Genomic DNA, 18,205 nt, shown 5'->3' with positions numbered 1-18,205 from the left:
CAATAAAAAGGGTGTTCCGCGTGGAACACCCTTTTTTTATATAAATATCAATACTGGCCGTAACAATGACAGTCAGTCGTGTGGTCATTCACCATACCTACCGCTTGCATAAAGGCATAACAAATTGTTGGGCCAACAAAGTTAAAACCAAGCTTTTTTAACGCTTTAGACATCGCTTCAGATTCTGGTGTTTGTGCAGGAACTTGGTTTGATGAACTGAAGTTATTTGCTCTCGGTTCACCGCCGACAAAACTCCATAAAAACTTAGAGAAATCATCACCCTGCTCCACAAATGCTAAATAAGCTTTAGCATTTCTGATGATCGAGTTTATTTTAAGACGATTACGTACAATACCTGGTTCAAGCATTAACGCTTCCACTTTAGCTTGATCGTACTGAGCAATAATACTCGGCTCAAAATTAGCAAAAAGTTGTTGGTAGTTTTGTTGCTTTTTAAGAATCGTAATCCAAGATAATCCAGCTTGTTGACCATCAAGACAAAGCTTAGCAAAAAGCTGTTTGGCATCAAACTCAGGACGTCCCCATACTGTATCGTGGTAATGCTGATATAAAGGGTCTTCACTTACCCAGCCACATCGGTTAACTTGCATGGTATGGTTCCATTAACGTTTTTAGTAGTACGTTAAAAAATAACCTACATCTGCCTTGCTCTACAAGGTATAATCATTAACATTTTCTATTAATAGCCTGACAGTAGTAGACATGACGACGAAACACGACGTAAAGACATTTCAGGGTTTCATCCTAACCCTTCAGGAATATTGGGCGCAGCAAGGTTGCGCAATTGTTCAACCTCTAGATATGGAAGTTGGCGCTGGTACTTTCCACCCGCAGACGTTCTTACGTTCATTAGGCCCGGAGCCAATGAGCAGTGCATACGTGCAACCGTCTCGCCGTCCTACTGATGGACGTTATGGTGAAAACCCAAACCGCCTGCAACATTACTACCAATTTCAAGTAGTGCTAAAGCCATCTCCAGATAATATTCAAGAGCTATATTTGGGCTCACTTGAAGCACTTGGCATCGACACCAAAGTACATGATATTCGTTTTGTTGAAGATAACTGGGAGTCGCCAACATTAGGTGCTTGGGGTTTGGGTTGGGAAATTTGGCTTAATGGTATGGAAGTGACTCAGTTCACCTACTTCCAACAAGTTGGCGGAATTGAATGTAGCCCTGTTACAGGTGAAATCACTTACGGGCTTGAGCGTTTAGCCATGTACATTCAAGAAGTGGATAGCGTATACGATCTTGTTTGGACTGACGGACCACTTGGTCGTGTCACTTATGGTGACATTTTCCATCAGAACGAAGTAGAACAGTCTACCTATAACTTCGAACATGCCGATGTCGATTTTATGTTCACCCTATTCGATCAATGTGAAAAGATGTGCATGCACTTATTATCACTAGAAAAGCCATTACCACTACCTGCTTACGAGCAAGTAATGAAAGCATCACACGCTTTTAACTTACTTGATGCTCGCCATGCTATATCAGTCACTGAACGTCAGCGTTATATCCTTCGCGTTCGTACTATGGCAAAAGGTGTTGCAGAATCTTATTATCAAGCACGTGAAGCTCTTGGCTTCCCAATGTGTAAGTAGAGGTAACGAATGAATTTTGAAAACTTACTCATTGAAGTGGGTACCGAAGAATTACCACCAAAAGCGCTGCGCACGTTAGCTGAATCATTTTTAACGAGCTTTACAGATGAATTAACTAAAGCTGATTTACCTTTTGAGTCTGCAGTTTGGTATGCCGCCCCTCGCCGTTTAGCGATTAATGTGTTGGGTCTTGCATTAGCACAAGCTGATAAAGTCGTTGAAAAACGCGGCCCCGCAATTAGCTCGGCATTTGATGCCGACGGTAACCCAACTAAAGCAGCACAAGGCTGGGCTCGTGGTAACGGTATTACGGTTGAGCAAGCAGAGCGATTAGTCACCGATAAAGGTGAATGGTTAGTCCATCAAGCTAAAGTGGTTGGCGTTGAAACTAAAAGCTTAATAGCTGACATGGCACAACGCGCACTAGATAAGTTACCAATCCCTAAGCCAATGCGTTGGGGTAACAACAAAACTCAGTTTATTCGCCCGGTTCACACGGTGACTATGCTATTAGGTAGCGAATTAGTTGCAGGTGAATTGCTTGGTATTAAATCTGACCGCATTATTCGTGGCCACCGCTTTATGGGTAAAGCCAGCTTTGAGTTAGATCATGCCGACAATTATTTAGCCGCGCTAAAAGAGCAAGGTAAAGTCCTAGCAGATTATGAATTACGTAAATCGCTAATCAAAGCTGATGCTGAAGCAGCTGCAGCAAAATTAGGTGGTATTGCCGATATTCAAGATGGACTACTTGAAGAAGTGGCTTCACTGGTTGAATGGCCAATAGTGTTAACAGCTAGCTTTGAAGAAAAGTTTTTAAATGTGCCTTCAGAAGCCTTAGTTTACACCATGAAAGGTGATCAAAAATACTTCCCAGTATTTGATAAAGCCGGCAAATTATTGCCTAACTTTATCTTTGTTACTAATATCGAATCTAAAGATCCGCAGCAGATTATTTCAGGCAACGAAAAAGTGGTTCGCCCACGTCTTGCTGATGCGGAGTTTTTCTTTAACACCGATAAAAAGCAAACATTAGCATCTCGTATTGCCAGCTTAGAAACCGTGGTGTTTCAAAAACAATTAGGCACATTGAAAGCGCGTGTTGAACGTATTTCGGAACTTGCAGGTTTCATTGCGACGCAAATGAACAACAACGGTGTTGAGACCAACAATGTAGATGCTAGTCGCGCCGGTTTATTGTCTAAAGCAGACCTTATGACCAACATGGTCATGGAATTTACTGATACTCAAGGCACTATGGGCATGCACTACGCCCGCTTAGATGGCGAAACAGAAGCTGTTGCTATCGCACTTGAAGAGCAGTACAAACCTAAATTTTCTGGTGATACAGTACCAACGGCTACAGTATCGTGTGCGGTTGCACTAGCTGAAAAGTTAGATACGCTAGTGGGTATTTTTGGCATTGGCCAAGCACCAAAAGGTGCGGCCGACCCATTTGCACTTCGCCGTGCAGCCATTGGTATTTTGCGCGTTATCGTAGAAAACAAACTGCCTCTGGACTTGGTAGAGTTAATTGCTAAAGCACAAGCTTTACATGCGACTAATATCACTAACACTAATACTAGTGAAGATGTACTTGAGTTTCTTCTCGCTCGTTTCCGCGCTTGGTACCAAGATAAAGGCATTCAAGTTGACGTTATTTTAGCGGTACTAGCTCGTCGTCCAACCAAACCTGCTGATTTTGACAGTCGTGTTAAAGCTGTATCGCATTTCCGTAGCTTAGAAGCTTCTACAGCGCTAGCAGCGGCAAATAAACGTGTTTCTAATATATTGGCTAAAGTTGAAGGCGAATTACCCGCAACCATCAATTCAGCTCTATTAACAGAACCAGCAGAAAAAGCGCTCGCTGATAAGCTTGTACAATTACAACCACAGTTAGCCCCGCTGTTTGCTGATGGCGATTACCAACAAGCATTAACGCTATTGGCTGACTTACGCGAAAACGTCGATCAGTTCTTTGAAGATGTGATGGTAATGGCAGATGATGAAGCATTGAAAAATAACCGTTTAGCGTTATTAACCAATCTTCGTGAGCAGTTCTTGCACGTTGCAGACATTTCGTTGCTGCAATAATGTAAATTAACTGTAGTTGAGATAAAAGCGCCGCAAGGCGCTTTTTTTATGGATTACTTCTTATGACTTACTTTTTATGGCTTAAGAGTATCAGCCACAACGTGGGGCTATAAAAGGTTAAGGCAGACACCTTAGCCGCATTGATATCAATTTAAAACTGGATAAGCTTTTGATGTAAAACGATAAAATCTTCTTCACTACACTCAACCTGAGCTAACAACACGGCTAGTGCTGGTTGAGGCAATTTGTCGACTTGCTGCAACATTGAACACTCACTAATAATATTGGCTTTCCAAATAAGCAGTGTCATGCCATCAGTAGGTTTAATATTGGTATTGGCCAATAACGTTAACGGCGTTTCAAAGTGCAGTGGTAATTGCCAACAGCGCGCTAACAGTGCACTTAAGGTCAACGATTTTGTGGTCATCACCTGCTTAAATAGTATTGAATTAGGCTGCTCTCCAGGTTCTGCTTGATAAAAAGCATCCACCAGCATTTTAAAAATCGCAATTTTACCTACATCATGCAGTAAGCCCACTAAAAAAGCGCTGTCTCGTTGCTCGGGGCTCGCTAACTCGCTGGCCAAAAAAGCAACTTGCATAGAATGACGCCAGATTTCAGCCCCAAAGCGTCTAAAATAAATAGGCTTTATATCAATTAACTCACGGGCTAAACTCGCGGTAATAAATTGCCTTAATTGTTGTCGCCCCACTTGTACTAGCGCTTGTTGAATACTGCTAACATCATTCTCAGCTCGTTTAAAAGCAGGCGAATTACATAACTTAAGTACTTCAACACACAACAGAGGGTCTTGTTCAATAAGTTGTATTAGTTCTTGGGTTTCAATACTGTCGTCGGCTAGTTTTTTATCTAGCTCGAGTATTTTGCTGGGCAGCTTTAATACATTTTCCGCAATCGACTGAGGTGAGCTTAATGCCAGTTCAATATTGTGCATCACGCTTCGCTCTAAATTATTCGCTATTCCTGTTGTTGTAGTTTGTTGGTTTGCAAATAATAAACTGTAAAATAAAGCCGACAGATCTAACTGCGATTCAACTGCTTGATGTTGCGTAACCTCTATTGCAGGTACTGGTGCTTTGGATTTGGTTTGCTGACGTTTCTCTGCAGTACTAATGCCAGTGAATTTGGCCTGTTCATTGCGGTCTCGAACATTAAACAATTTTTTAAAGAAACCAATAACCACTGTAAATAGCCTTATTAAATGTTAAGTAAATACTATTATAACCATAGCACTAAAAACAAAAATGGGTGCCAAAGGCACCCATTTATACACTAAAATTTTGTTATACGTCTAAGTTGGCCACATTAAGCGCGTTAGTTTCAATAAACTCACGACGCGGCTCAACTTGGTCACCCATCAAACATGTAAATAGTTGATCAGCAGCAACTGCATCTTCAATAGTAACGCGTAACATACGACGTGATTCTGGATCCATTGTAGTTTCCCACAATTGTTCAGGGTTCATTTCACCCAATCCTTTATAACGTTGAATATATAGGCCGCGTTTAGCTTCACTAATAGTCCAATCTAATGCTTCTAAGAAGCTTTCAACTTCTTTAACACGTTCGCCACGTTGTACATAACCACCTTCTTCAATCATACCCTCTAATGCAGCACCTAGCTTAGCGATACGCTGATAATCAGATGATGTGAAGAAGTCATAACCAAATAGATAGTTAGTATCAATACCGTGCTTGCGGATTGTCACGCTAGGAGTGTAAACCTTGCGCTCAGGGTCAAGCATTACATTAGCTGTAAAAATAATACCGCTACTTTCACGTTCAACTAGATCTGCAATGAAGCCATTACACCATGCAGTCATTTGCGCTTCGTCACTTAACACTGCTGTAGTCACTTCTGGGTGATACAACATACGGTCAAGTAAGTTAGTTGGGTAGCGTTTTTCTAAGCGCTTAATAATGCGCTCAACTTCACGATACTGCGCCACTAAACGCTCTAATGGCTCACCAGACATACCAAAAGCACCTGGGCTTGGATAAATATTGGTGCCATCGAGTGCTTGAGTGGTTAAATACTCAGTTAATGCTGGCTCATCTTTCAAATACTGTTCTTGCTTACCTTTTTTCACTTTGAAAAGTGGTGGTTGAGCAATATAAATATAGCCACGTTGGATCAATTCAGGCATTTGACGGAAGAAGAAGGTCAACAGCAAAGTACGAATGTGTGAGCCGTCGACGTCAGCATCGGTCATGATGATGATGTTGTGATAACGAGTCTTATCTGGGTTGTATTCATCGCGGCCAATACCACAACCTAATGCAGTAATCAGCGTTGCCACTTCTTGTGAAGATAACATCTTGTCAAAACGCGCTTTTTCTACGTTTAAGATCTTACCTTTTAGTGGAAGAATTGCTTGGTTTTTACGATTACGTCCCTGCTTGGCTGATCCGCCAGCAGAGTCCCCTTCCACTATGTATATTTCAGAAAGACCAGGATCTTTCTCTTGGCAGTCAGCTAACTTACCTGGCAAACCACCTAAATCTAGTGCGCCTTTACGACGAGTCATTTCACGGGCTTTACGCGCCGCTTCACGAGCACGTGCTGCATCAACAATTTTACCCACAATTAATTTAGCATCTGCTGGGTTTTCTAATAGATAATCGTTTAACTGCTCACCCATTGTTTGTTCAACAGCGCTTTTCACTTCACTAGACACAAGTTTGTCTTTAGTTTGCGAGCTAAACTTTGGATCAGGTACTTTTACTGAAATAACCGCAGTTAAGCCTTCGCGCGCGTCGTCACCTGTCGCGTTAGTTTTGCCTTTTTTGTTAAAACCTTCACGTTCCATGTAGTTGTTCAAGTTACGTGTTAAAGCGCCACGGAAACCGGCTAAGTGAGTACCACCATCACGCTGAGGAATATTATTAGTAAAACAGAAAATATTCTCTTGATAACCATCGTTCCACTGCATCGCAACTTCAACGGTGATACCATCTTCGCGCTCATGAGAAAAATGGAAAACATCTTTGTTAATCGGCGTTTTATTACGGTTTAAGTAATCAACAAAAGCACTAATACCGCCTTCATACTTAAAGAACTCATCTTTACCGTCGCGCTCGTCAACTAAACGAATGCCGACACCTGAGTTTAAGAATGATAGTTCACGTACGCGTTTGGCTAAAATTTCAAAATGAAATTCAACATTGGTAAACGTGTCACCACTTGGCCAAAAGCGGAGTTCGGTACCGGTTTTAACCGCATCACCAATTTCTTTGATAGGCGCATCGGGTACACCATGAGTATAAAACTGCTCATAGACTTTACCTGCTCTACGAATGGTTAACTGTAGTTTTTTCGATAACGCATTAACGACCGAAACACCCACACCGTGCAGACCACCAGAGACTTTATAAGAGTTATCATCAAACTTACCGCCAGCATGAAGTACGGTCATAATAACTTCAGCGGCAGAGATACCCTCTTCTTCATGTATCGAAACAGGAATACCACGACCATCGTCTTTTACTGAGACTGAACCATCTGAATGAATGCTAATGGTGATATCACTACAATGGCCTGCTAAAGCTTCATCGATAGAGTTATCGACCACTTCGAATACCATGTGATGAAGACCTGTGCCATCATCAGTATCACCAATGTACATACCAGGTCTCTTACGGACTGCATCAAGGCCTTTTAATACCTTGATACTCGAAGAATCGTAACTATTCTCTGACATATTTATCTCTCGTTGTTATTCAATAACCGTTACCAACCCTTGTTCCACATGAAACATCCTGTTTGGAGGGCTAGATAACGAATCGACTATTGCTTGCGGTTCGATCGCAGTGACAAAAATTTGTGCACCGGTTTCGGTTAACTGCTGTAGCAATAGCTGCCTATGCTGTGCATCCAACTCCGACGGTAAATCGTCGACTAGATAAATACTATTTTTATCTAGTTGTTGTTTGAGCAACTTTCCCTGTGCAATACGCAGTGCACAGACTAATAATTTTAATTGTCCACGGGACAACGCATCCTGCGCCGGTAAATTACCCACGCGCAAACGTAAATCTGCTTTGTGGGGGCCGCTGCCCGTATTTCCAGCGGCTAAATCTCTTGAGTATTGGTTTTCAAGTAATTGGGCAAAATCCGTTTTACTGTCCCATCCTCGAGTAAAAGAAACCTTAATATCAATCTGAGGTAAAAACACTCCGATTATACCCTTTAGTAGCACATTTAACGAGTCTACATATTGATTTCGTATATCGGTAACCTGTTCAGCATACCGCACCAACTCCTTATCCCAAAACTGTATTTGGTTATAGGGAGAGTGATTTCTAAGTAATTGGTTTCGTTGCTTTAATACCTTTCTAGTATTCACCCAAGCTTGATAAAAATGTGGGTCAGAATGAAATGCACCCCAATCAATAAATTGACGGCGGGCTTTAGGTCCCTCGAACAACAAAGAAAAACTTTCGGGAGTAATAACTTGAATGGGTAACGTTTCGGCCAGGGTTGATAAACGCTTTACTTTCTCGCCATCAATTTTTACTTCGATCTCACCGCTTCGATGACGACGTAAGCCAATTTTACAATCTCTGTCAGCATCAATTAAATGCGCAAACAAAGTCAGTTTATCGTCATCATGGTTGATCACACGTTGGGATAAATGGCTTCTAAACGAACGGCCCATACCCAAAAAATAAATAGCTTCGAGAATACTGGTTTTGCCACTGCCATTTTGACCGTAAATCAAATTTAAGCCATCACCCGGTTGTAATGATGCTGAGGTAATATTACGAAATGAACCTATGGTAATACGCGATAAACTCATGAAGACCTATTGTGATAACCCAATAAAACGGTAGAAACAAAGAAGGTGCTTTGCAGCACCTTTCATATAGCAATAACACAATAACGCATTACAGACGCATTGGCATCACGACATACATAGAATCTTCTTCTTTGTGGTTCTCTATCAAGGCACTTGAATTGCCATCAATTAAAGTAATTCGTACTTCATCACTGGCTAAGTTATTTAACACATCAAGTAGATAACTGACGTTAAAACCAATTTCTAGCTTATCAGAGTCATATTCAACATCAATGATCTCTTCAGCTTCTTCTTGTTCAGGATTATTGGCAGTAATTTTCAATAAGCCAGATTCAAGCTGAATACGTACTCCACGGAATTTCTCATTCGAAAGAATAGACGCACGAGTTAACGCTTGTTTTAATTGGTTACGACTGGCGATAACCACCTTATTGCCACCCTTAGGTAACACTCGGCGGTAATCAGGGAAACGGCCATCGACAAGCTTACTGGTAAATACCGCGGAACTGGTAATCGCTCTAATGGCATTATCACCAATGGCAATGGTAATGTCCTGGTCGTCACTGTCGAGCAAGCGCGCCATTTCAACCACCCCTTTACGAGGCACAATCACTTGTTTTTCGGGTAATGAAACATCAAGCGTACGATGACTTAAGGCTAAACGGTGTCCATCGGTGGCAATAGCACGTAATACATTGCCTTCCGTTTCAAATAACAAACCATTGAGGTAATAACGGACATCTTGGTTAGCCATTGAAAACTGAGTTGAATCAATAATCGACTTCAACACGCCTTGCTTTAAGCTAAATTCGATATCCGCTTGGAATTCTTCAACGTTGGGATAATCTTCGGCGGGTAATGTTGCCAATGAAAAACGGCTGCGACCTGAACGCAATAACCATTTATTATCTTGTTGCTCGACCTTTAATTCGCTCTGCTCTGGTAATGACTTAACAATATCCAGTAACTTTTTAGCCGGAACCGTCGTACGACCGATATCAATGTCACCATGAATAGCCGCTTGGCCCACCAACTCAACCTCTAAATCAGTGCCTGTTAGCTTAAGTGATGACTCACTAACTTCAACTAATAAGTTGGCTAAAATAGGTAAGTTGTGTCTGCGTTCTACCGCGCCGCACACTAGCTGCAACGGCTTTAATAGGGCGTCCCTATCAATTGAAAATTTCATCGTGTCAACATTCCCTGAATTAAGAAGACAAAGTTCTAATCAAGTTAGCATAATCTTCTTTAATATCATGACTTTCTTCGCGCAATTGGGCGATTTTACGACAAGCATGTAATACTGTCGTATGGTCACGACCACCAAAAGCATCACCAATTTCCGGTAAACTTTGGTTAGTAAGTTCTTTAGATAGCGCCATCGCCACTTGTCTAGGCCTTGCCACACTGCGAGAACGGCGTTTAGACAGCATATCTGCCATTTTTATTTTGTAGTATTCAGCAACAGTCTTCTGAATATTATCTATAGTGACTAATTTTTCTTGTAGTGCCAAGAGATCTCTTAATGCTTCACGCACAAAGTCGATAGTGATTGGGCGACCAGTAAAGTTAGCATTAGCAATCACGCGGTTTAGTGCACCTTCTAATTCACGTACGTTTGAACGTAAACGCTTGGCAATAAAGAATGCCACTTCATCAGGTAGGTTTATTCCGCTCTCTTGTGCTTTACGCATTAAAATCGCTACGCGGGTTTCTAATTCAGGTGGCTCAATAGCAACCGTTAAGCCCCAACCAAAGCGAGATTTTAAGCGATCCTCTACCCCGTCGATCTCTTTCGGATAACGGTCTGAGGTTAAAATAATTTGATGATTACCTTCTAACAATGCATTAAAGGTATGGAAAAACTCTTCTTGTGAACGATCTTTATTGGCAAAAAATTGAATGTCATCAATAAATAGCGCATCAACACTACGGTAATAACGCTTAAATTCTTCGATCGCGTTATTTTGCAGCGCTTTAACCATGTCCTGAACAAAACGCTCAGAATGCATATACACCACTTTGGCATTGGGATTATTTTTAATAATGCCATTACCTACAGCGTGTAAAAGGTGAGTTTTACCTAAACCAGTGCCGCCATATAAAAATAACGGATTATAAGCACCACCAGGATTTTCAGAAACTTGCAATGCAGCAGCTTTACCTAACTGGTTTGATTTACCTTCAACGAAGTTATCAAATTGGTAAGTAGGATTAATATTGCTGCGATGATTAGGGTTAATAATCGGTTCAGCCTGGGTATTAAAGGACGTGGTTCCTACCTGGGCTTTAGTTTGGCGATTAACAGGCTTAGCCGCTACAGGAGCTGGCGCAACCGGACGAGCTGAAGGACGGCTACCAATATCAAAACGTAACTTAGGTGCATTACTGCCCATTTGTTCAGTAAAAAATTGATTAATGATATTGATGTATTTATCGCGTACCCAATCCAGCACAAAACGATTTGGCGCATACAAAACCAAAGTATCACCATCCATTTCAGCCTGTAACGGACGGATCCACATACTGAACTGCTGTGCTGATAACTCGTCTTGCAGTCTGCCGATACATTGTTGCCAAAGTGAAACCGCCACTTATTTATCCCCAAATATCTTTAATCAAAGGAGGTGTATTCTATAGGGAGATCACAATGATCGCTATCCTTTAAAGAAGAATTATCCCCAGCGGGATCATTCTGTGTATATATCTGAGATCAGCGAAGATCAAAATCGATCCATTAATTGCAAGATTCAAGCAAATCCAGCTTTATTAACCGATCCACCTTGATCTATAATAGCATTTCTTTGATCTACTGAAACAACGAAAGATCCACAAGATATAGTGTCTGTACACAGACTTATCCACATCTTCTGGTGCTTAATCGATAGTAGCTTCAAATAAAGATTGGCAGAAATTTGTCATATAAGTACTTTCGTTATTGACGAGGCTACTTAAAGTGATTACAATTCGGCCTCTTTTTTGCCCTTACCTCTAATGTTGGAGATAAGGTAAATTCACTAACAAAGACGGATTGCCATCATGAGTAAACGTACTTTTCAACCTAGCAACCTGAAGCGCAAGCGTTCTCACGGCTTCCGCGCTCGTATGGCTACTGTAGGCGGCCGTAAGGTCCTTGCACGTCGCCGTGCGAAAGGTCGCGCTCGTTTATCTGCGTAAGTAGATAACTAGGTGACTAGCTATACCTTTTCGCGGGAGTTACGTTTGTTAACTCCCGCGCAATTTAAATCTGTATTCTCCAATCCAATCAAAGCATCCTCTGCTGAAATAACTCTGCTCGCAATTCCAAATTCAGAGCAACATCCTCGTTTAGGATTAACTGTGGCCAAACGTTTTGTTAAACGTGCAAACCAACGTAATCGTATTAAACGTGTGATAAGAGATAGTTTTCGTTTACATCAACACGACATCCCAGATATAGATATCGTTGTATTAGTCAGAAATGGCGTGATGGAAATGGAAAATGCAGAACTACACAAATTAATAGAAAAGCTATGGCGCAAACTCAGTCGCCGTTACAATGGCTAGCAACTACGGTTATCCGTGGTTACCAAATTCTTATCAGCCCTTTATTGGGACCGCGGTGTCGGTTCAATCCAACTTGTTCTTATTATGCTATCGAAGCAATAAAAACACATGGAACAGTGAAAGGTAGTTGGTTTGCAATGAAACGCATATTAAAATGTCACCCTTTACATCCCGGCGGTAGTGATCCCGTCCCCCCTAAAAATGACAGGTGTAATAAATAGGCTATGGAATCTCAACGCAATATATTGCTAATCGGTCTGCTGTTTGTCAGCTTTTTAATGTGGCAACAATGGCAAACAGATAAAGCACCAAAACCGGCAACAGCTCAAACTGTTAGCCAAACTAACGCCGCCTCACAACACAGTGCTGACGTTCCAGAAGCAGATATCTCTGGGGAACCAATAGAATTACCTGCAAATAAAAACCTTATTAGCGTTAAAACTGATCAGCTTGATATTAAAATCAGCCCGATTGGTGGTGACATAGTTTATGCCGCATTAGTGGAACATAAACGCGAAATTGACAGTAGTGACCCATTTGTCATTTTAGAACAAAAGAACAATTTCACTTATATCGCCCAAAGCGGACTTATTGGTCGTGATGGTATTGATAGTAGTGCCAATGGTCGAGCTGCTTATAGTGTTCAAACCAATTCATATTCTTTAGCTGAGGGTAAAGACACATTAACCGTGCCATTTACTTATACAGCAGACAACGGTGTCACCTACGTAAAAACCTTTACGTTCACCCGTGGTCAATATGATGTCGGCGTAGATTACAGCATCAACAATACTTCGGCTGCACCGTTACAAGTGCAAATGTATGGTCAAATTAAGCAAACGATTAAAGAATCTGAAAGCAGCATGATGATGCCAACCTATCGTGGTGGTGCTTTCTCGGCTCAAGATACTCGTTATGAGAAATATAACTTTGACGATATGGCTGACAAAAATCTTGCTAAAGTAACACAGGGTGGTTGGGCAGCAATGCTACAACATTACTTTGTGTCAGCTTGGGTGCCGCCAGCAACAGATTCAAACACCATTTTCTCAAGTATGAGTGCTGGTGGAATGGCTAATATTGGTTTCCGTGGTGCGGTATATGATATTGCTCCTGGCGCAACTCAAGAAATTAGCTCACAGTTTTATGTTGGCCCTAAAAACCAAAAAGAGCTTTCAGCTATTTCTGAAACCTTAAACTTGGTTGTTGATTACGGTTTCTTATGGTGGTTAGCGATTCCAATCCATTGGTTATTGATGTTCTATCAATCATTTGTGGGCAATTGGGGTGTGGCTATTATTTTGATCACTCTCACCGTCCGTGGTGGTCTATATCCGCTGACTAAAAAGCAATATACCTCTATGGCCAAAATGCGTAATCTACAGCCTAAATTGGCAGAGATGAAAGAACGCTTTGGTGATGACCGTCAAAAGATGGGTCAAGCTATGATGGAGCTGTATAAGAAAGAGAAAGTAAACCCTATGGGCGGTTGCTTACCTATTCTATTACAAATGCCAATCTTCATTGCACTATATTGGGTACTACTAGAAAGCTATGAATTACGCCACGCACCATTCATGCTTTGGATTAATGATTTATCGGTCCAAGATCCATACTATGTATTGCCATTGTTAATGGGCTTATCAATGTTCTTGATGCAGAAAATGCAACCGGTAGCGCCAACAATGGATCCAATGCAAGTAAAAATGATGCAGTGGATGCCAGTTATCTTTACCGTATTCTTCTTATGGTTCCCAGCAGGTCTAGTACTTTACTGGCTAGTGGGTAACTTAGTTGCAATCACACAGCAGAAAATTATTTATGCTGGCCTTGAGAAAAATGGCATAAAATAAGCCTAAACTCAATGTTGTATAACTGATTAAAAAGGCGGCTGATTAGCCGCCTTTTCCTTTATCAATTTTATAGGTAATACCGTGACAACAGACACTATTGTGGCACAAGCCACCGCCCCTGGACGAGGTGGCGTAGGCATCATTCGTATTTCTGGTGATTTAGCCACTAATGTCGCTACAGCGATTATTGGCCACATACCCAAAACGCGTTACGCAGAATATTGTGACTTTAACAATGCTGACGGTCAGGTGATTGATCAAGGGATTGCGCTATTTTTTAAAGGACCAAATTCATTTACCGGCGAAGATGTCCTAGAACTGCAAGGCCATGGCGGTCAAATAGTACTCGACATGCTAATTAAGCGAGTGATGGAAATAGACGGTATTCGTATTGCTAGACCAGGTGAATTTAGCGAACAAGCCTTTATGAACGATAAACTCGACTTAACTCAAGCAGAAGCGATTGCTGACTTAATTGACGCCACCAGTGAACAAGCAGCAAAAAGTGCCTTGCAATCACTACAAGGTGAATTCTCAAAAGAAGTTCATGAGCTTGTCGACCAAGTCACCAACCTGCGTTTATATGTAGAAGCAGCGATTGATTTCCCCGATGAGGAAGTCGACTTTCTATCCGATGGTAAAATTGCCAATGCCTTATATAAAATCATCGATAAGCTAGACACAGTGCAAGCCAGCGCCAAACAAGGTTCAATCATCCGTGAAGGAATGAAAGTTGTGATTGCCGGCCGTCCTAATGCTGGTAAATCAAGCTTACTCAATGCATTAGCCGGTAAAGAGTCGGCAATTGTGACTGAAATAGCAGGCACAACTCGCGACGTACTACGCGAGCACATCCACTTAGACGGTATGCCGCTGCACATTATCGATACGGCAGGGTTACGAGACACTCTAGACACTGTTGAACAAATCGGCATAGAACGCGCATGGGCAGAAATAGCCAGTGCCGATAGAGTCTTGTTTATGGTCGATGGCACCACAACTGACGCCATAGATCCGCACGAAATTTGGCCTGACTTTATCGACCGTCTACCAGCAAAGCTGGGAGTGACAGTGATACGTAATAAAGCTGACCTAACCGGTGAAACCTTAAATAACACCGAAGAGCAAGGTTACAGCGTTTATAGGATATCAGCTAAAACAGGTTTAGGGGTTGATGAGTTAAAGCAACACCTCAAATCATTAATGGGTTACCAAAGTAACTTAGAAGGTGGTTTTATTGCCCGCCGCCGCCATTTAGAAGCACTCGATCTTGCTGCAAATCACTTACAACTGGGTAAAGAACAACTTGAAGTGTATTTAGCTGGAGAGTTACTGGCAGAAGAACTGCGCATGACACAAATGGCCTTATCTGAGATCACCGGTAAATTCACCTCAGATGATCTATTGGGCAAGATTTTTGGCTCATTCTGTATTGGTAAATAGTGTATAGATAAATAGGTGTAAATTGATGAAACTCGCCAATCACGTCGTGATACTCGACTTTGAAACCACAGGATTATCACCAGATAACGGTGACCGAGCCATAGAAATTGGTGCGGTTAAGTTAGTTAATGGTCAAATAGTCGATACTTTTCAGGAATTGATTAATCCTGGTCGGCGAGTCAATAGTTTTATTGAGCAATACACTGGTATTAGTAACGATATGCTTAAACATGCCCCTGCGTCCAAACAAGTCATGGGGCAGTTTGCTAAGTTTATTGATGGTTTTAATTTGGTGGCACACAATGCCAGCTTTGATAAAAAGTTTCTCGATGCTGAGTTTAGCCATAGCAAACTGTATTACACTGGTCAGTTTGCTTGCTCGTTATTATTATCAAGGCGGATAAGCCAAGATGCTCCCAACCATAAGCTTGGCACGCTTGTAGATCATCACCAGTTACCTAACGATGGTGTGTTTCACCGCGCTTTAGCCGATGCCACCATGACCAGCCATTTATGGTTACATCAAATAGATCTATTACAACTACAGCTGCCCAAGCAAGCTATTACCATTGATATGATCAATAAAATATCCAGCCTACCAAAAGCGCAAATTGCGCGTTATTTGCGAACGATGAGCTAGTTACAACTCTTGCGATAACTTATCGACCAGCAATCTCACTTTGGGTGATAAATGGCGATTATGCGGATACAAAGCCCAAATACCTTCTTTAGGTTGTTGAAAAGGTGCCAGCAATACCACTAACTCCCCTTCAGTAATAGCATCATTGACGTAATATCCCGGTAACTGCACAATCCCCAAACCACAAATAGCCGCATTTAATAAACTTAAACCACTACTACAGGCTAAAGATCCATGCACTTTTACCGCCTTGGGTTTACCTTGCTCAACAAAATGCCAATGAGACTGACTGCCGATTAAACAATTATGCTGACTTAACTCCGATAACGCATAAGGCGTACCGTATTTAGCGATATAACTCGGGGCTGCGCACACATATTGGCTGCGACTCGTAAGCCGCTTTGCCATCATAGTAGAATTAGTTAACCGCCCTAACCTAATAGCCAAATCATAACCACCATCCACTAAGTCAAGTTGCTGATTAGTCAGCTCACAAATCACTTCAATATCAGGATATTGCTGCATAAAATCAATCACTATCGGCATGATAAACTTTTCACCGTAAGTCACTGGTGCAGTAATTCTAATCAGTCCTTGTGGCTTATCTTTTAAGCTTGAAATAGCACGTTCTGCTTCATCAAGACTGTTTAATACTTGGCGACAATGCTGATAATAAACCGTACCTTCTTCGGTTAACGATACTTTGCGGGTGGTGCGATAAAATAATTTGGTGTTTAAACGGTTTTCAAGCTGACTAATCTGTCGACTCACTTGCGCGGTAGAAATACTCAAACGCTTGCCAGCCACTGTAAAACTGTCAGTTTCGGCCACAGCCACAAATTCAAAAATGCCTTCCCACTTCATCATTATTACATTCTCGTAAAAGTCATTTGCAAAATAAGCTAATTATCATTCTATGATAAACAAATACAATGGCTAAATACACTACACTGTAGTAAAACCACTTAACCATGTTGACCATGGTCGTTAATGTTAAGGAAATCATTTATGTCAGCACAATTTATTAAATCCAAAGCCGCTATTGCTTGGGGACCTGGCCAACCACTATCGGTAGAAGAAGTCGACGTAATGTACCCAAAAGCGGGTGAAGTCATGGTACGTATTGTGGCATCTGGCGTTTGTCATACCGATGCTTTCACGCTTTCAGGTGATGATCCTGAAGGGGTATTCCCGGCGATTCTTGGTCATGAAGGCGGCGGTATTGTTCACATGGTCGGTGAAGGCGTTACTAGCGTACAAGTCGGCGATCATGTTATTCCGTTATACACAGCAGAATGTGGAGTATGTAAATTCTGTACTTCTGGTAAAACCAACCTTTGCAGCGCAGTGCGTGAAACTCAAGGTAAAGGGTTAATGCCAGACGGCACCACGCGTTTCTTTAAAGATGGTGAGCCAATTTTTCACTACATGGGTTGTTCAACATTTTCTGAGTACACTGTATTACCGGAAATATCATTAGCAAAAGTCAGTAAAGATGCGCCATTAGAAGAAGTATGTCTATTAGGCTGTGGTGTGACTACCGGTATGGGCGCTGTCTTGAAAACAGCTAAAGTTCAAAAAGGTGATACTGTCGCTATTTTTGGTTTAGGCGGTATTGGTCTATCGGCAATTATTGGTGCCACCATGGCTGGCGCCAGCCGAATTATTGGTATTGACCTTAACGAATCAAAATTCGAACTTGCCAAAAAATTAGGGGCAACAGACTGCATTAACCCTAAAAACTTTGATAAGCCGATTCAAGAAGTGATTGTAGAAATGACCGACGGTGGTGTCGATTTCTCATTTGAATGTATTGGTAACGTCAATGTAATGCGCAGTGCATTAGAATGCTGTCATAAAGGTTGGGGCGAGTCCGTCATTATTGGTGTAGCAGGTGCAGGCCAAGAAATATCAACCCGTCCATTCCAATTAGTTACTGGTCGCGTATGGCGTGGCAGTGCATTTGGTGGCGTTAAAGGACGCAGTGAATTACCTGGTATTGTTGAGCAATACCTAGCTGGCGAATTTAAACTTGACCACTTTATAACTCACACCATGGGTATTGACGGCATTAATGATGCATTTGATTTAATGCACAAAGGTGAAAGTATTCGCAGCGTGATCCACTTTGCCAAGTAACACTTAATTTATCATGACAGATGCAGTTAAGTGTAAAACGA

16 protein-coding genes are annotated in these 18,205 nt (G+C 41.7%); 9 read left to right on the top strand and 7 right to left on the bottom strand.

Annotation, left to right across the window (positions count from 1 at the left end; all coding sequences use genetic code 11):
* Positions 1–47: 47 nt before the first annotated feature.
* Positions 48–611: a DNA-3-methyladenine glycosylase I gene (locus tag AAEY97_RS15285; RefSeq protein ID WP_350999772.1), complete on the bottom strand. Its 564-nt coding sequence runs from the start codon at positions 609–611 to the stop codon at positions 48–50.
* 112 nt (positions 612–723) lie between these two features.
* Between AAEY97_RS15285 and glyQ the strand changes: the two genes are divergently transcribed.
* Both glyQ and glyS read left to right on the top strand, forming a co-directional pair.
* Positions 724–1,629: a glycine--tRNA ligase subunit alpha gene (gene glyQ, locus AAEY97_RS15280; protein ID WP_011635499.1), complete on the top strand. Its 906-nt coding sequence runs from the start codon at positions 724–726 to the stop codon at positions 1,627–1,629.
* A gap of 9 nt (positions 1,630–1,638) precedes the next feature.
* Positions 1,639–3,723, top strand: coding sequence for a glycine--tRNA ligase subunit beta (gene glyS / locus AAEY97_RS15275; RefSeq protein ID WP_350999769.1), 2,085 nt, complete (start codon positions 1,639–1,641; stop codon positions 3,721–3,723).
* Positions 3,724–3,874: 151 nt separating this feature from the next.
* Here the strand turns inward: glyS and AAEY97_RS15270 are convergent, their stop codons facing one another.
* The 5 genes from AAEY97_RS15270 to dnaA all read right to left on the bottom strand — a co-directional run bounded on the left by AAEY97_RS15270 (position 3,875) and on the right by dnaA (position 11,137).
* Positions 3,875–4,927, bottom strand: a complete 1,053-nt coding sequence (locus AAEY97_RS15270; protein WP_101087366.1) for an HDOD domain-containing protein — start codon at positions 4,925–4,927, stop codon at positions 3,875–3,877.
* 100 nt (positions 4,928–5,027) lie between these two features.
* Positions 5,028–7,445 carry a DNA topoisomerase (ATP-hydrolyzing) subunit B gene (gene gyrB, locus AAEY97_RS15265; protein WP_101087365.1) on the bottom strand — a complete coding sequence of 806 codons (2,418 nt, stop codon included), beginning with the start codon at positions 7,443–7,445 and terminating at the stop codon, positions 5,028–5,030.
* 15 nt (positions 7,446–7,460) lie between these two features.
* The gene (gene recF / locus AAEY97_RS15260) at positions 7,461–8,543 is read right to left on the bottom strand and encodes a DNA replication/repair protein RecF (protein ID WP_162021954.1); all 1,083 of its coding nucleotides are present in this window, start codon (positions 8,541–8,543) and stop codon (positions 7,461–7,463) included.
* A gap of 88 nt (positions 8,544–8,631) precedes the next feature.
* A complete protein-coding gene (gene dnaN / locus AAEY97_RS15255) occupies positions 8,632–9,732 on the bottom strand; it encodes a DNA polymerase III subunit beta (protein WP_101087363.1) in 1,101 nt (366 codons plus the stop codon).
* A 19-nt stretch (positions 9,733–9,751) separates the two neighbouring features.
* Positions 9,752–11,137: a chromosomal replication initiator protein DnaA gene (gene dnaA, locus AAEY97_RS15250; protein WP_011635493.1), complete on the bottom strand. Its 1,386-nt coding sequence runs from the start codon at positions 11,135–11,137 to the stop codon at positions 9,752–9,754.
* A gap of 445 nt (positions 11,138–11,582) precedes the next feature.
* Between dnaA and rpmH the strand changes: the two genes are divergently transcribed.
* From rpmH to AAEY97_RS15220, 6 genes are all read left to right on the top strand, one after another.
* On the top strand, positions 11,583–11,720 hold the full coding sequence (gene rpmH / locus AAEY97_RS15245) for a 50S ribosomal protein L34 (protein ID WP_006083827.1): 138 nt from the start codon (positions 11,583–11,585) through the stop codon (positions 11,718–11,720).
* A gap of 12 nt (positions 11,721–11,732) precedes the next feature.
* Positions 11,733–12,089 (top strand): ribonuclease P protein component, encoded by a 357-nt coding sequence (gene rnpA, locus AAEY97_RS15240; protein WP_011639470.1) that lies wholly within the window; start codon positions 11,733–11,735, stop codon positions 12,087–12,089.
* Positions 12,056–12,310, top strand: a complete 255-nt coding sequence (gene yidD / locus AAEY97_RS15235; protein WP_011639469.1) for a membrane protein insertion efficiency factor YidD — start codon at positions 12,056–12,058, stop codon at positions 12,308–12,310. The genes rnpA and yidD overlap by 34 nt, the downstream gene beginning before the upstream one ends.
* Positions 12,311–12,313: 3 nt before the next feature.
* On the top strand, positions 12,314–13,942 hold the full coding sequence (yidC, locus tag AAEY97_RS15230) for a membrane protein insertase YidC (RefSeq protein WP_162024243.1): 1,629 nt from the start codon (positions 12,314–12,316) through the stop codon (positions 13,940–13,942).
* An 81-nt stretch (positions 13,943–14,023) separates the two neighbouring features.
* Positions 14,024–15,385: a tRNA uridine-5-carboxymethylaminomethyl(34) synthesis GTPase MnmE gene (gene mnmE / locus AAEY97_RS15225; protein WP_101087361.1), complete on the top strand. Its 1,362-nt coding sequence runs from the start codon at positions 14,024–14,026 to the stop codon at positions 15,383–15,385.
* 25 nt (positions 15,386–15,410) lie between these two features.
* Positions 15,411–16,025, top strand: coding sequence for a 3'-5' exonuclease (locus AAEY97_RS15220; protein ID WP_101087360.1), 615 nt, complete (start codon positions 15,411–15,413; stop codon positions 16,023–16,025).
* Here the strand turns inward: AAEY97_RS15220 and AAEY97_RS15215 are convergent, their stop codons facing one another.
* Entirely contained in the window at positions 16,026–16,892 is an 867-nt protein-coding gene (locus AAEY97_RS15215; protein ID WP_192116444.1) for a LysR substrate-binding domain-containing protein, read from the bottom strand. It lies immediately after the preceding gene.
* Positions 16,893–17,033: 141 nt separating this feature from the next.
* Here AAEY97_RS15215 and AAEY97_RS15210 point away from each other — a divergent pair, with 141 nt between their 5' ends.
* Positions 17,034–18,164 (top strand): S-(hydroxymethyl)glutathione dehydrogenase/class III alcohol dehydrogenase, encoded by a 1,131-nt coding sequence (locus AAEY97_RS15210; RefSeq protein ID WP_350999763.1) that lies wholly within the window; start codon positions 17,034–17,036, stop codon positions 18,162–18,164.
* Positions 18,165–18,205: the final 41 nt, after the last annotated feature.

It is taken from the genome of Shewanella sp. TB7-MNA-CIBAN-0143 (genome assembly GCF_040310065.1).
Classification (GTDB): Bacteria; Pseudomonadota; Gammaproteobacteria; order Enterobacterales; family Shewanellaceae; genus Shewanella.
This window is presented reverse-complemented; position numbering and strand designations above follow the sequence as displayed.